This window comes from Streptomyces sp. NPDC054932, assembly GCF_053610205.1.
The window spans coordinates 1-14,734 of the sequence record NZ_JBSGXU010000078.1; the positions used below are offsets into that span (position 1 = coordinate 1).

A 14,734-nucleotide genomic window follows, 5' to 3' on the forward strand; every position below is an offset into this window, starting at 1 on the left:
TTCCCGCACTCCGCGGTGACCAGGGGCTCCCCTGCGGGCCCGGCACGCGGGTCTGCGGGATCAGGGCCGATCCGGCCGCGGGCAGAGGCCGTTGCGGCACTGCGAGGTGGCCCGGCGGCTCTTCCCGGGGCGCGGCACGCCGATCTCCGGGATCGGGCCGACCCGGCCGCGGGGCCGGTACCGTTCCCGCACTCCGCGGTGACGGGGCGGTTCCCTTACGGGGCGCGGCACGCCGGTTTCCGGGGTCGGGGCCGACCCGGCCGCGGGCCGGCGCCGTTATCGCACTCCGCGGTGACCGGGCGGCTGTCCCGGGGGCGCGGCACGCGGGTCTGCGGGATCAGGGCCGATCCGGCCGCACGCCGCCGCCGTTCCAACGCCCTACCGCGAGCGGGCGGCTCCCCTGCGGGCCCGCCACGCCGGTTTCCGGGATCGGGGGCCGACCCGGCCGCGGGCCGGCGCCGTTACCGCACTCCGCGGTGACCAGGGGCTCCCCTGCGGGCCCGGCACGCGGGTCTGCGGGATCGGGGCCGACCCGGCGGCGGGCAGAGGTCGTTGCGGTACTGCGAGGTGGCCCGGCGGTTTCCCTGGGGCGCGGCCGGCCGTGTCCGGGATCCGGCCGCGGGCCGGGCCGTTCCCGCGCTCTGCGGTGGCCGGGGGCTCCCCTGCGGGCGCAGTAGGCCGGTTCGCGGGATCGGCCGGTGCGTTTGCCGGGGCTGGTGACGGGCGTGTGCTGTGGTCCGTCCGGGCCGCCCGTCGGCCTGCCGGGTCCGGTGGTGGTGCCGGGGGCGGGCCGGGTCCGGGTGCGGGTGCGGGTGCGGGGTTCACCAGCCGATGCGTACGGCCTGTGCGCCGGTGGGTTCGGCTTCGGTCTGGTACTCGTGTTCGCGGCCGGCGGCCACGAGGCTGGGCAGCAGCAGGGCCCACAGTGCGCCGACCTTTGCCCGGAGTTCCGCGTAGGACATGCCGGTCGCCGACATGGTCTCGATCCCGCAGGCGGCGGCCGCGACAAGGGCCTGGGTGCTTTCCCAGCGGCGGCCCGCGGCGGGCAGTTCGCCGGCGTCGCGTGCGAGGCGCAGGAGTGTGCCCACCGCGGAGAGCCATGCTCCGTGGAAGTCGACGAGCACCGGCCGTGCTCCGGCTCCGGCGGGTCCGCGGGGGCCCGCGCCGCCGCATTCCTTGGTGATGCGGAAGCTGGCCGGGATCGCGGGTTCCTCGTGCAGGGTCCAGGCCAGCCAGTGCGTGATGTCGATCAGTGCCTGCAGTGGTGAGACGCCGTCCTGGCGCAGGGTGCGCACCGCGTCGTGGAGCAGTGCGCATCCGCGCTGCTGCACGGCTTCGGCGAGTTCGTCCTTGGAGGCGAAGTGGAAGTACAGCGCCCCTTTCGTCACTCCGGCCGCGGCCGCGATGTCGCCCAGTGTCGCGTTGGCGTAGCCGTTGCGGTGGAACAAATCGGCCCCGGCGTGGACCAGCCGCCTCCGGGTCCGCTCCGACCTTTCCTGCACCGAGCCGTCTCCTCTCGCCCCGTAAGCGCCCCGAACTCCCGGCCGCGGGCCCGCTGCCGGGTGCCGTGTCCGCGTTCCCCGGGCGGGGAGCGGGAACGCGGCAGCCGCGGTGCGGGGCCCTGCGGCCCTCAGACCCGTACGAGCCGTTCGCCGCCGGGGTCCGCGTGGGCCTCGGCCAGGCTCTCGGGTCCGGCCATCAGGATCGAGCGCTGCAGGCGGCGCAGTGCCACGGACGGCTCCAGTCCCAGCTCGCGCACGAGTGTGGCGCGCAGCCGCTGGTAGACGTCCAGTGCCTCGCCGCGCCGGCCGGAGCGGTGCAGGGCGAGCATGAACTGGCCGTGCAGGTTCTCGTGGGTGCGGTAGCGGGTCACCAGCACGGTCAGTTCGGCCAGGAGTTCGCGGTGGCGGCCCAGTCTCAGGTCGGCCTCGATGCGCTGGTCCAGGGCGCACAGCCGGGTCTCTTCCAGCCGTCTGGTCTCCATGTCGAGCTGGACGCCGCCCTGGACGTCGGCGAAGGCGGGCCCGGACCACAGGGAGAGTGCCTCGCGCAGCATCCGGGCGGCGCCGGGGAAGTCCCCGGCGTCCATGGCGCGGTAGCCGGTCCCGGCGAGCCGGTCGAACTCGCGGACGTCGAGGGTTCCGCCGCCGCTGCTGAGGAGGTATCCGCCGGGGAGGGTGACCAGGATGTCCTTGGCGGTGCGCGGTGCCGGCGGCCCGTCGCCGGCCGTGTCCGGTTCGAGGGCGGCGGCGATGAGTGCCCGTAACTGCAGGACGTAGGTCTGCAGGGTGGTGCGTGCGCTGCGCGGCGGTTCGCCCGCCCACAGCTCCTCCATCAGTGCCGACACGGGCACCACCTGGTCGGCATGGAGGGCCAGGAGGGCCAGGACCTGCCGGGGCTTGGGGGCGGTCGGCGTGATGGAGATCCCGTTCTCCCGCACGGCCAACGCGCCCAGTACTTCGATGTCCACGCCGTACTCCCCTGTCCTTGGATGAGTACAGCCAGTAGAAAACAGGACCGACGGTTTGTCAATATCAAACCGGTCGCGCTGTTTTGAGGATCGGTGCTGTCTGACGTTCCCTCAAAAACCTGCCGGGAGCTGGGAGTTCGCCGGTCCGGAGGGTCCGGGGAGGCGCCTCGGCGGGCCTCGACCTCCCCTCGACGCCGGCCACAGGAACGCGGTCCGCCCCACGGAAAGAGACCGTTCAGTCTTCTTCGGTGGCGGTGCCGGGCGCCGCCGCGGGGGCGGCCGGTGTCCCCTGCGGCATCAGCGCGGCCAGGACCGGGGGCGCCGCGAGCCGGGGCAGCAGCAGTGCCCACAGCCGGGTCAGGGTGTGCGGGGCGAGCCAGTCGCGCTCGCCGGCGCCCAGGACCTCCAGCCCGACCGTGGCGGCGACGACCCCGCGCGCCGCGTCCCCGGGGAGCAGGCCCTCGGCGAGCAGGCCCTCGCGCGCCGCGGCGGCCGTGACCTCCCCGACCCACAGGCGCCACTGGCGGCGCAGGTCCGCCCCGCCGTGCCAGGAGGGGTCCGCGCACAGGCCGAAGCCCGCCCGCACCACCGCGTCGCGGGCCAGGAGGGCCATCAGTGCGTGGGTGGAGTCGACCAGCAGCTGCAGGGAGCCCCCGGCGGCCCCGGGCCGGGCCGGGGCGCCGGCCGTGATCCGCAGCACCTCGCGGGCCGCCCGTTCCTCCACGGCCTGCGCGAGGGCGGCCTTGCTGGCGAAGTGGAAGTGCAGCCCCCCGGCGCTCACCCCGGCCCGGCGGCTGATCGCCGCGACCGAGGCGGTGACGTACCCCTGCGCGGCGAACACCTCCGCGGCCGCACCGACCAGGGCCTCCCGCGTGCGCGCCGCACGTTCCTGCTTGACCATCGAGTCTCCACAAACCGCCAACGCGGTTTGCCCAAGGGGGTGTTCGGACCGTTGCCGTCACCGTCGGCGGCGCCGCCTGAGCGCCGCTCGCGTCCCGCTCGAGCCCCCACCCGCACCACCCGCACCACCCGCACCACCGGCCCCGGCCGGCACCCGCCGGCCCCCTGCAGGCACCCGCCGACGCCCGCCGTTCACCGGCAGCCCCCGCCGGGGGCGGGCGGGCTCAGGACAGGGCCGGCTCCGACTCCTGCGCCGCCCCCGCCCCCGGCCCCGCGCCCGGTCCGGGTACCGCTCCCGGTCCGGGTCCGGGTCCGGTTCCGCGTTTCATCTCCGCGCTCACCCGCTCCCCGCGGTCGGGGGCCATGTCCAGCCGGGCGAGCATCGCCGGCGTCGCGATGGACGGGCAGATGTGCTGGTAGACGGCGGCCACCCGCTGCTCGATGTCGGAACGGTCGCTCAGGGTCTGCGAGTAGATCTGCGCGCCCGTCCAGCAGGCCGACAGGATCCACGCCGTCTCGGCGGGATCCACGTGCGGCAGCAGCTCGCCCTGCTCCTTCGCCCGCACCAGCAGGGTCCGGGTGAACTCGATCCAGCCCGGCACCGAACCCCCGCCGAAGATGTCGCGCATGCCCGGCCCCAGGGAGAGCCGGGCACCCGCGCTGAGCATGGGCTCACGCTTCATCCGGTACGCCAGCACCATCGCCACGTCCACGAGTTCCTGCAGCTTGCTCTCCCGGTGGGGCACCCCGCCCTCGGCGAACTGCTCGTCGAGCACGCCCTGGGCCAGCTCCTGCTTGGAGGAGAAGTGGAAGTACAGGGCACCCTTGGTGACACCCGCCCGCGAGAGGATGTCCGCGATGGTCGCCGCGTCGTAGCCGCGCTCGTCGAAGACCGCCGCCGCCGCCTCCAAGATCGCGCGCCGCGTACGTACCGCACGCTCCTGCCGTGCCACGGGTGCCTCCGTTGTCCATGGGTCCGTTGCGCCGGATCCGCACCACGGACCCGCCTCCCCATTAAAACCAACCAGAAGGTCCGATTCTTTTCAAGCACGCCCGACACCGCCCCGGCCCCGGCCGTTCCGCCGGCCCCGGCCCCGCCCGGGCCGCACCGCACGCCGCCCGGGCCGGGCCGGCCGCGCCGTGCGTGCGGGCGCGACCCGTCCGCCGCGTGCCGGGGTGTCAGCCGTCGAGGCGGGCCGGGGTGTCAGCCGTCGAGGCGGGCCGGTTCCCCCAGCACGACGGGCAGTTCCCGCAGTCCGTTGGAGATGAACGACTCCACCCGCGGCCCCCTGCCCCCCTCACCGGCCGCCAGGACCGCGTGCGGGAACCTCTCGAAGAACCGCCGCACCGCCACCGCGCACTCCAACCGCGCCAGCGAGGCACCCAGGCAGTGATGGGTCCCGAACCCGAAGGACAGGTGCTGCCCGCGCGTCGGGCGCAGGACGTCGAACCGGTCCGCGTCCGCCCCGTGCACGGCCGCATCGCGCCCGGCCGAGCCGAAGGACACCATGACGGGCTCGCCCTGCGGGATCACCACCCCCTCCCCCATGTCGATGTCCTCGACCGCGAACCGCAGCAGCCCGTAGAAGGCCGGCGGCTCGATCCGCAGCGCCTCCTCCACCACGTCCTCCCACGAGGCGAGCCCCTCCCGCACCAACGCCAGCTGGCCCGGATGGCGCAGCAGTTCGTGCAGCGCCGTGCAGATGAGGTTGACGGAGGTCTCGTACCCGGCGGTGAACAGCAGGATCAGCGTGTCGACCAGCTCCTTCTCGCTGAGCCGCGCCCCACCGCCCCCACCGCCCTCACCGCCCGCGTCCCGGGCCGCGATCAGCGCGCTGGTCAGGTCCTCGCCCGGGTGCTCACGGCGGTGGGCGACCAGATCGGCCATCGTCACGTCGAGGTCGGCCGCGTTGCGCCGGGCCTCCTCGGCCGTGATGCCCGTGTCGAAGAACGCGTTGATGATCCTGTGCAGGGGCGCCCACGAACGCTCCGGGATCCCGAACAGCTCGAAGACGATCCGTGTCGGCAGCTCGTGCGCGAACTCCGTGCGCAGGTCCACCGCCTGCCGCGGCGCCCGCTCGGCCAGCCGGTCCAGGAGCTCGCCCACGACCTCCTCGATCCTGGGCCGCATACCGGCCGCCCGGCGCGCGGTGAACGCCGCCGCCGCCGGTCTGCGCAGCCGCGCGTGCTCGTCCCCGTAGGCGGTGATCATGTTCTGCACCGAGACCCAGATCGCCAGCGGCCACTCCTCGCCGACCTCACCGCCGATCCACGCCGGCCAGTGACGGTAGGCGTCCTTCGACACCCGCGGATCCACCAGCAGCCTGCGTATGTCGGCATGCCGGGCCACCACCCAGGCGGTCACACCGCCCGGCAGCACCACCCGCACCGCGGGCGCCTGCCCGCGGACCAGGGCTGCCTCGGCGTGCACGTCCGCACCGGAGACATCGATCGCAAAGGGGCACTGACGGTTCATCTGAAAGCTCTCCAGGAAGGACGGCGGCAGTCGGCGACAGGGCGCAGCCAGGTGTCCACACCCCGTATTTCAAAACCGCCCATCCGGTTTCAGTTTTACCGGCGGCGGCCCCGAGTCTGGCACGGCGCGCTCCGCATGCCAATGGTTTTCGGGGCCTGTTGCGGCCCGCTGTCGCCGGCCGGCGGGCGCCCGCGGCGCCCTGGTTGAACGGTTGGCACCCACACCCTTTCCGACCGGCAGATATGACCGGAAGGCCAGCTCTCACTTGGGTGGTGGGGTGCCGTGTCCCGGCCGGCCCCGCCCTGTCGGATATCCGCTGGTCGGCGTCGTGGCGGCCGGCCCAATCCGCGTGCGGGGGCCGGCGGGAGCGGTACGGGGGCCGGACACGGCCGGGCGGGATGCCTTGCAAACAAAACCGGAGAGTACGTATCTTGCGTCTCGCGAACGCAACCCGTCCCATCCGTCGAACGGTTCTGCGGGAGAAGTCCATGACCATGATGACGATCGGCCAGAACGCGCCCGTCCTGCCCCTGCCCCTGCCCCAGACGGCAGGACCGTGGATGCGCTGCAACGACGCCCGCACACTGACCACCACGGTGCCCAGGGAGTACGTCCACCGCAGCTCCCTCGCCGAGGTCTTCCTCACCGGCTGCCGCCGCACCGGCCAGGACACCTTCTCCCTCACCGGACAGTGGCCCCGCGCCCACACCTTCTTCACCACCGCCGACGGCACCGGCCACGACCCCGTCCAGGCCGGCGAGACGATCCGCCAGGCCGGCCTCTACCTGTGCCACGCCGTCTACGGAGTCCCCCTCGGCCACAACGTCCTGCTGTGGAGCCTGGACTTCACCACCCGGCCCGAACGGCTGCGCATCGGCCGCGGCCCCAGCGACCTCGAAATGACCGCCCGGTGCACCGGCTTCGGCTGGAAGGGCAACCGCTTCTCCGGCCACCTCGAGGTCGACGTCCACCGCGACGGCGAACTCGCCGGATCCGGAACCGCCCGGTTCTCCTGCGTCGCCCCCGCCACCTACCGCCGGCTCCGCGGCGACCGCGGCCTGACCGCGTTAACCCGCCCCCTGCCCCGCCGGACCCCCATGGCCGCCGCCGACGCCGGCCGGCTCCTGCCCTTCGACGTCGTCCTCGCCCCCGCCGGCCGGCCCGGCCACTGGCAGCTCAGCCCCGACCTCGACCACCCCATCCTCTTCGAACACGCCGCCGACCACCACCCCGGCATGGTCCTCGTCGAAGCCGCCAGACAGGCCGCCTGCGGACTCCACACCCCCACCCCCTTCACCCCCACCGGAATCGCCACAACCTTCCACCACTACGCCGAACTCGACACCCCCTGCTGGATCGACGCCCGCCACACCACCCCCGGCCACGTCGAAGTCACCGGCCACCAGGAAGAACGCACCATCTTCCACGCCACCGTCACCGGCACCACCTGAACACAACCCACACCCCCGGGCGAACCGGACCATCCCACAAACCAACCCCCCGGCACCGGACACCCACCCCCGGACAACCACAACACCAAACAGCACCCCCACACCCACAAACCCGACAACAGACCATCCGCAGCCCCCCACCCCACCAGCCACAAGACACCCACCACCCGGCCCAGAAACAGGAACACCACCCGGGCCCAGGACGCAGGAACACCGCCCGGGCCAGGCGGCCGGGGCCGCGCCACACCACACCCCCACGCGGCAGCCTCCACAGACCCGGAACCGGCCACCGCAGCCGACACACACCTCACACAACACCAGCCGGCCCACCCACCCCCGGACCGCGGACCGACTGCAGACCGCAGGCACCGCCACCACCACACCTGCGACTGCAGCGGCCAGCACCGACCCACCGCCCAACCGCCCAACACCCCACAACACGACGGCGGTCGGGCCCGCCCCGCCAACGGCAGACCCCGAACCCCGGACCGCGGCCGAGCAGCAGGCAGCAGGCGGCAGGCCCCACCAGCGGGCACAACAGTCAGCCACACACAACACGACGGCCGGCCCACCCCACGGACCGCGGACTGCGGACTGCGGACTGCGGACTGCGGACTGCGAGCGGGCAGCAGGCCGTTGTCACACCACGACTACGGCCGCGGGTAGCCCCCACCAGTTGCCGCTCCAGCCCAACACCCCACAGGGCGAAGGCTGCCGGGCCCGCCGTGCAGCACTCAAACCGCCGCACACCGAGAACCGCCCGGCCACGCGCGGACTACCGGCAGCGGACAAGCTGCGGGCGCCGCCACAACCCACCCACACCGCAGCCACGGCAGCCGGCACCGCCGGCGAACACCACGGGGAACAACCGCCCGGAGAAAACCCGACCCGCCCCACAACACCGCTGCCACACCAGGCCGGAGCCACCGCTCACCAGGAAGAACACACCGTCTTCCACACCGCAGACACCGGCACCACCCGACAAGAACCCGACCAGGGCACGCCCGCCCGGCCCCTCCAACACCGGACGGGCCAACGCCGGACTGCCCGCTGCCGGCTGCGGACGGCGGCTGCGGACGGACGCGCGGGCCGCAGGCCCCGCGCAGACTCCAGGCGTCGCCACACCACACCCGCACCCGCACCCGCACCCGCACCCGCGGCCCGAACCTGTCTCTTCGGTCATCCGACGAGCCGGACGAGGATGCCCGCAGCGCGCAGTACGGCCCCGCGGGCGACGGCAGGCCCGTCGGCGCGCACGGCCGGACCGCGTCACTGCTCCAGGCGGCCGATGCACCACCCCGACCGCACTCCGCTCCTTGCGCGTCCCAAAGTTGAAACCGGCCGGCCGGCCACCGCAGCGAACCGCACCACAGCCGGCCGCCGCGCGAGCCGCACCACAACCGGCTGCGGACCCGGCCCACCGGCCGCGGGACCACACGGATCCGGCGATCTTGCAGGAAGGTGTCAACGCACCGCGAAAACTGACCCCTGAACAGTCCGGGAGAGTTGACCCCGCTCCTGCAGTACGGCCCTGCCGGGACCGCCCGGGACAGTACTCAGCCGTGCACCCTCAAGAGCTGCACGGCCATGACCACCGGCTGACGTCGATCGTCCTTCGGACCGGTCTGCGGCCCAGCAAGGCTGTCACCGAACCGAGTTCACAGAGCGCCAGTGCGACCCTGCACCTGGCAGGCACCATCCGTGCGAGAGCCGACCCGGGCAATCCAATGGGCGGTTTCCTGACCGAAGTCCTCCTGCGGGAACGGCCTCGGCACAGCCCGTGGCCGCCCGAAGCCCGCCACCTCCTGCACCACCACGACAACCGCGGCATGCTGCACCGGCCGACCCTCACCGGACCGAGCAAGGGAGGCGCAGACCCTCGCCGAGGAGTTCAGCAACCACAGGTGTTCCCTCCCGTCCGGCACAGCCCTTCACCAGAAAACCCGGCATCGCCGGCAGGTACGGCAGGAGCCGCCGGTCAGGGTGAGGACTTCGGTGTGATGGACCCGGCACTGCCGACACGTACGCAGCAGTCCCGCACCGGCCGAATACGGTGGAACAGACCCACCGGCAGAGTGATCGGCGGCAACAGAAGCACGGACAGGCAGCCGGAACCCAGGAGGCCCACCGGCCGGCCCCGGACCGAGCAGCCGGTAAGGGCACCGGCCCACAACCGCCACTCCCACCCGCCCGACCGCCGGTCGAAGTCCGCCGGCGAAACGAACCGACGGCCCGGCAGGAACCAGACCGTGTCCTTCGGATCCCGCCGGGCCCACGCCGCCCGGCACCGCACCGCACCTCGCCGCGTTGCCGGAACACCGCAGTACGCCCAGCACAACAGCGCTCCACCGCCCAGGGGACACCTCCCGGCGACAGCCGGGGGAGATACACGCCACCGGACGACACGGGCCCCACCGACAAGATCCGAAAGAAACGGCCCAGGACACCAGGCACTGACTGCCGCACCCGACCATTCCCCTGCAATTTCGGGGTCGCGGGGCGCGGCCCGCCTGATCGTGCCGGCCGGCGTTCCCCCCAACACGCAGGCCGGCACACACACCCGACCCCTCCCGCCGACAGCCGCCTCACACTCCCCCACCACAGCCCGGAGCCGCGCGGCCGATGCCCCGGATCCACAACCACATGCCCGACAGCACGCCACCGCCCCGCCGGGCCGGGATCACCACAGCGGCCAGGAACCGGAAGAACCCCAGCACCACCACCAGCACCCCGAACACCCGCTCCCACCCGCCCGCGACCTGCACCCTCGTCCCCGGGAACCACAGGCCGCACTGCCCGACACAGCCGAGGCCACAGACGACCCGGCCGACCCGGCCCGCCCCGACGCACTCCGGCCGGATCAGAGCAAGGCACCTGCCCGGCAAGCACCAACGGCAACACCACACCCGCACAGCGGCAGTCCGGCCCAACACACCCCGGGCGCCGCCCCACCCTCACACCACGCCCACAACCCCGCCAGCCCACCACAGCACCACACACAAACCAACACCGCCAGACCGCCCCACAAACCACAAGCCACAGCCACAGCCACCCTCACACCCCACCCCCGGCCCCGGCCGCAGTGGCCGCGGCGGCCCGGCACCGGCCGGCACCACACCTCACAGAACCCGCACCCACGGACCGCCCCGCAAACCACAAGCCACAGCCACCCTCACACCCCACCCGCACCCCCGGCCCCGGCCCCGGCCGCGGCGGCCCGGTACCAGTCGCCGTAACGGGCGAACGCCTCGGCGAACGGCGGACCCGCAGACGCCTCCAACCGCCCCCACAACCGCCCACTGTCATACCAGCGATCCACCGCAAGCAACCCCACCCCCCGCAACAACACCGGATCCGCCACCCCCCGCCCACCCAGCAACTCCACCGCCCCCGCAACATCCACATCCCCCGACGGCAACGGCAACCCCAACTCCCGCGCAACCACCCCCACCAACTCCCGCACCGTCACCGGCACCGGATGCCCCGCATGAAACACCCCACCCCAAGCACGATCCCCCACCGCCAACTCCACCAACGCCCCCGCCAACGCATCCACCGACACCAGCGAAAGCCGCGCCCGACCACCCTCCACCCAGCGCGGCACACCCCCCAACAACCCCACCAACACCGGCACCACCCACCGGTCCCCCCGCCCGAACACCAGATGCGGCCGCACCACCGTCCCCCCCGCCGCCAACACCAACCGCTCCCCCGCAAGCCGCGTCACACTCGTCACCGACCCCGGCCTCTCCACCACCTCCCCCTCCCGCACCCCCCGATGCACCCCCTCCCCATACACCGCCGCCGTCCCCAACTGCACAAAACGCCCCACCCCCGCCCGCCGCGCCTCCACCAACAACGCCCGCGTCCCCTCCACATTCACCACCCGACACTCCCCCACCGACCCCCCGATCCGCGACGCCACATGCACCACCGCCCCCACCCCCTCACACAACCCCACCAACGACCCCCCCAACGACAAATCCCCCTCCACCACCTCCACCCCACCAACCCCAGCAACCCCACCCGGCACACCACCCCCACGCACCAACACCCGCACCCCCACCCCCAAACCCACCAACCCCTCCACCACCACAGACCCCACAAAACCCGAAGCCCCCGTCACCAGAACCACCGGTCTCCCACTACCCATCACACCCCCCAACCCACCGTGTTACCGTCACGCCGTGACGCCGGGAACCCAGAACACACTCCTCGCAGGCAAATCAGCACTCATCACCGGCGCAAGCTCCGGCATCGGAGCCGCCGCCGCCCACGTCTTCTGCCGCGAAGGCGCAAAAGTCACCCTCATCGCCCGCCGCGAACCCCAACTCGCCACCCTCACCCAACAACTACGCGACCAGGGCCACCAAGCCCAATACGTCATCGCCGACGTCACCAACACCCACGACATGGCCCACGCCGTCCACACCGCCATCACCACCTACGGCCGCCTCGACGCAGCCTTCAACAACGCAGGAACCGGCGCAACCCCCCAACCCATGCACCTCCTCACCGAAGACACCTACAACACCATCATGGACACCAACGTCCGCGGCATATGGAACTCCATGCGCCACGAAATCCGCGCCATGCTCACCACCGGCGGCGGCACCATCGTCAACAACAGCAGCACCGCCGGCCTCGTCGCCACCCCCGTCACCGCCCCCTACATCGCCTCCAAACACGCCGTCATCGGCCTCACCAAAGCCGCCGCCAACGAATACGCCACCCACAACATCCGCATCAACGCCATCGCCCCCGGCACCACCCGCACCGAAATGATCGACAACTGGCTCAAAGAAAACCCCACCATCGAACAAACCCTCCTCCAAACCACCCCCCTCCCCCGCATCGCCACCCCCACCGAAATCGCCGAAGCCGCCGCCTTCCTCTGCAGCAACCGCGCCTCCTTCATCATCGGCACCACCCTCACCATCGACGGCGGCTGGACCACCCGATAACCCCACCCCCACCAACACCAAAACCAGTCCAACAGCAGCCGCCTCAAACCCCCTTCGGCCCTGAAACCCCCGGGTAGCGAAGAATCTGGCCAGCAGTGGTCCCCACGACGACCGTGCCGTCCGGAGCCACGTGCAGCGACAGCGGACGGTACGAGGGCAGCGAGCGGCAGGCGAGAACCGTCCCGTCGACCGTCGAGAGGGACAGAAGGGTGTCGTCGGCACACAGTGCGTGCAGGACCCCGGCGTGTGCGTCGAGGTCGACGACCTCGGATTCCACCGGCCGGCTCCAGAGGACCTCACCGGTCGGGAAGGCGCGGCGGACAAGCTCCTTGTGCCCGTGCAGGAGCGCGGCGCCCGCACGGTCTGTGGTGTGGACGGCCCGCCCGAGCTGCGCGGCAACAGTGAAGAGCACCGCCCTGACGGCGCCGGAGGGATCGATCACGATCACTTCCCGGTGCCGCCGCACATACAGCAGCTCCGGGCAGCGGCGCACATCGAGCGGGACCAGGCCGTAGCGGTCCGGCTCGTGGACCGCACCGAGCGGGTCGCCGTCAGCATCGAAGAAGCGGGTGTTGGGCGGGGCGGGAGGCTCAATCTCCAGACCGCGGTCGTACGTGTCGCGGATCGCCCAGACCCCGTCCGTACGGGCGCAGAGTGCGGCCGGGAAGGGAACACCTGGCCGGCCCAGGACCGTTCCGTCGCAGGTGGCGACGAGCGGGAAGTCGGTCCCGGTGCGGGCATCGGCGCCGGGGACGGCGACCCGGACGGTCCGCTCATCGGTGGCGACCTCAATCCGTGTGGCACCGCGCGCCGAGGGTGCGGGCACGCTCCACAGCAGCGATCCGTCGGGAGCCCAGCACTCCAGCGCGGTGTGGGCGCGGGTGGCCAGAACACGGCCGTCGCGAAGTCCGGCCACGGCCCGGACCCCGCCGCGTGGATCGTAGGTGCGGCCGGCCCGCTCGGCGAGCGCACGCAACAGCAGCCGCGCGGACGGTGGGTCGTCGCACCGGGGCGGGCCGTCCGGAACCTCCGGAACGAACAAGTCGTCCGGGTCGAGCAGTACCGGATCGAGAGTGGTCAGGTCGAGGGCGTCGGGGGTCAGGCCGAGCCAGGTGTCGCGTACGACGGTCGCCCGGGAGGCCACGTGCAGGTACTTGTCGTGGGGGTGGACGCCCTGGAAGGTGAGTTCGAGAGTGCGTTCGTCCTGCCAGCGGACCGGCTCGATGCCCCGGGCGGGATCGGCGTAGTCGACGCGGTGGCCCGAGCCGGGCTCGAGGAAGGTCAGACCGCCCTCCTGGTCGTACTCGTCGCAGTTGTTGAGAGCGACGGCGAGGAGCGGGAGCGTGGGGTGGAAGGCGATCGACTCGGCGTCCATCGTGAACATCAGGAGGTGTGCGCAGGACAGATCGGTGGCACGGTAGACGGCGACCCGGCTCTCACGGAGCATCACCGAACTGGCCGCAATCCACTGCCCGTCGGCACTGACGGCCACCTGGCTGGCGTACCCGAGCAGTTCGGCGAACGGGTGGTCGTGAAGGGGGGCAGGCACAGTTGTCCTCTCAGCCATGATGCTCGGCAAGGTGGGTGAATGCGGTGCGGGCGACGATGTCAGGAACTGCGGCCTCGCCTCGGGCACGAGGGTGTACAAGGCCGCGGCAGAGGCATCCGGCTGTGTGCACAGGACCGGATCTCCAAAGCCATCATCAGACGTGGCATCTGCTCGTATACGTAGTAGCGGTGTTCGGCGGCAATGAGCGCGCCCAGACTCTCTTCGTTGGAGGCGCAGGCGCCCAGCGACAGGAGCGCCGGCCCACTGGCCCACACCTCCCACGCACCGAGCGGCACGTCCTCGTGCGAGGCGGTCGGCTTCACGGCCCTCGGTGCGACGGCAGCACCGCCTCCGTGAACGCGGTCGACAGGTAGCCGAGTTGGAGGGCCGACCAGGTGGATGCTGCTGCTGACCTCAGTGCTGGATCAGACCGCCGACCGGGACAGGAGCGACGTGCCCGGTCGCCGGAAGGGTCTGAGCCAGGTCGAGGCCGACGTCGACCAGCGACGACCGTCGCAGATTGGCGGCATACGCCGCCAGCCGGAACCTCATCCCCACACCTCCCGACAGACCCTATCCCAACGTCGAACTCCCGGAGGAGCTCGGCCACGGTCCACTCAACTCGGCGCCCTTCCGGCACAGCACCTCCTCCGAGCCCAACGGCAGCAGCCACGCCGGCGGCCGGTAGACCTTGCTGCGGTTCAAGCGGGCGGGTCATCGCTTCGCCGTCCATGAACTCGCCCCAGCCAGACGGAACGTCACTCGAGGCCTGCGGCCTTTCGTGACTTGGATGCGCGTGTGGTCGTGATGTCGACACCGTCATCGGCGGACGGACCCGTGGCCATCAGCAGACTCGATCGGGTCGTTCCACTCAAAGAGCCGATCTGCGCCGACCGGCCCACTGGTCACAGGGCTGGTGACGCG

Annotated in this window: 10 protein-coding genes and 1 pseudogene; 2 read left to right on the forward strand and 9 right to left on the reverse strand. The window is 72.2% G+C overall.

What is annotated here, in order from left to right; translation table 11 throughout:
* Positions 1 to 821: 821 nt before the first annotated feature.
* From ACWGE1_RS21570 to ACWGE1_RS21590, 5 genes are all read right to left on the reverse strand, one after another.
* The gene (locus tag ACWGE1_RS21570; RefSeq protein ID WP_453422098.1) at positions 822 to 1,502 is read right to left on the reverse strand and encodes a ScbR family autoregulator-binding transcription factor; all 681 of its coding nucleotides are present in this window, start codon (positions 1,500 to 1,502) and stop codon (positions 822 to 824) included.
* A gap of 128 nt (positions 1,503 to 1,630) precedes the next feature.
* A complete protein-coding gene (locus tag ACWGE1_RS21575) occupies positions 1,631 to 2,470 on the reverse strand; it encodes an AfsR/SARP family transcriptional regulator (RefSeq protein ID WP_453422099.1) in 840 nt (279 codons plus the stop codon).
* A gap of 235 nt (positions 2,471 to 2,705) precedes the next feature.
* Positions 2,706 to 3,371 carry a ScbR family autoregulator-binding transcription factor gene (locus tag ACWGE1_RS21580; protein ID WP_453422100.1) on the reverse strand — a complete coding sequence of 222 codons (666 nt, stop codon included), beginning with the start codon at positions 3,369 to 3,371 and terminating at the stop codon, positions 2,706 to 2,708.
* A 223-nt stretch (positions 3,372 to 3,594) separates the two neighbouring features.
* Positions 3,595 to 4,323: a ScbR family autoregulator-binding transcription factor gene (locus ACWGE1_RS21585; protein ID WP_453422101.1), complete on the reverse strand. Its 729-nt coding sequence runs from the start codon at positions 4,321 to 4,323 to the stop codon at positions 3,595 to 3,597.
* A 251-nt stretch (positions 4,324 to 4,574) separates the two neighbouring features.
* Complete coding sequence (locus ACWGE1_RS21590; RefSeq protein ID WP_453422102.1) at positions 4,575 to 5,846, reverse strand: cytochrome P450 family protein; 1,272 nt, start codon at positions 5,844 to 5,846, stop codon at positions 4,575 to 4,577.
* Positions 5,847 to 6,334: 488 nt separating this feature from the next.
* Here ACWGE1_RS21590 and ACWGE1_RS21595 point away from each other — a divergent pair, with 488 nt between their 5' ends.
* Positions 6,335 to 7,297 (forward strand): ScbA/BarX family gamma-butyrolactone biosynthesis protein, encoded by a 963-nt coding sequence (locus ACWGE1_RS21595; protein WP_453422103.1) that lies wholly within the window; start codon positions 6,335 to 6,337, stop codon positions 7,295 to 7,297.
* 2,585 nt (positions 7,298 to 9,882) lie between these two features.
* Here the strand turns inward: ACWGE1_RS21595 and ACWGE1_RS21600 are convergent.
* Entirely contained in the window at positions 9,883 to 10,062 is a 180-nt protein-coding gene (locus ACWGE1_RS21600; RefSeq protein WP_453422104.1) for a hypothetical protein, read from the reverse strand.
* A 407-nt stretch (positions 10,063 to 10,469) separates the two neighbouring features.
* Positions 10,470 to 11,450: an NAD-dependent epimerase/dehydratase family protein gene (locus tag ACWGE1_RS21605; protein WP_453422124.1), complete on the reverse strand. Its 981-nt coding sequence runs from the start codon at positions 11,448 to 11,450 to the stop codon at positions 10,470 to 10,472.
* Positions 11,451 to 11,484: 34 nt separating this feature from the next.
* On the opposite strand from ACWGE1_RS21605, the gene ACWGE1_RS21610 reads away from it, so the two are divergent.
* Positions 11,485 to 12,261, forward strand: a complete 777-nt coding sequence (locus tag ACWGE1_RS21610) for an SDR family NAD(P)-dependent oxidoreductase (RefSeq protein ID WP_453422105.1) — start codon at positions 11,485 to 11,487, stop codon at positions 12,259 to 12,261.
* A gap of 43 nt (positions 12,262 to 12,304) precedes the next feature.
* Here ACWGE1_RS21610 and ACWGE1_RS21615 read toward each other — a convergent pair whose 3' ends face one another.
* Both ACWGE1_RS21615 and ACWGE1_RS21620 read right to left on the reverse strand, forming a co-directional pair.
* On the reverse strand, positions 12,305 to 13,810 hold the full coding sequence (locus ACWGE1_RS21615) for a hypothetical protein (protein ID WP_453422106.1): 1,506 nt from the start codon (positions 13,808 to 13,810) through the stop codon (positions 12,305 to 12,307).
* A 414-nt stretch (positions 13,811 to 14,224) separates the two neighbouring features.
* A pseudogene (locus ACWGE1_RS21620) lies at positions 14,225 to 14,335 on the reverse strand (NUDIX hydrolase); the annotation flags it as partial.
* Positions 14,336 to 14,734 lie beyond the last annotated feature (399 nt).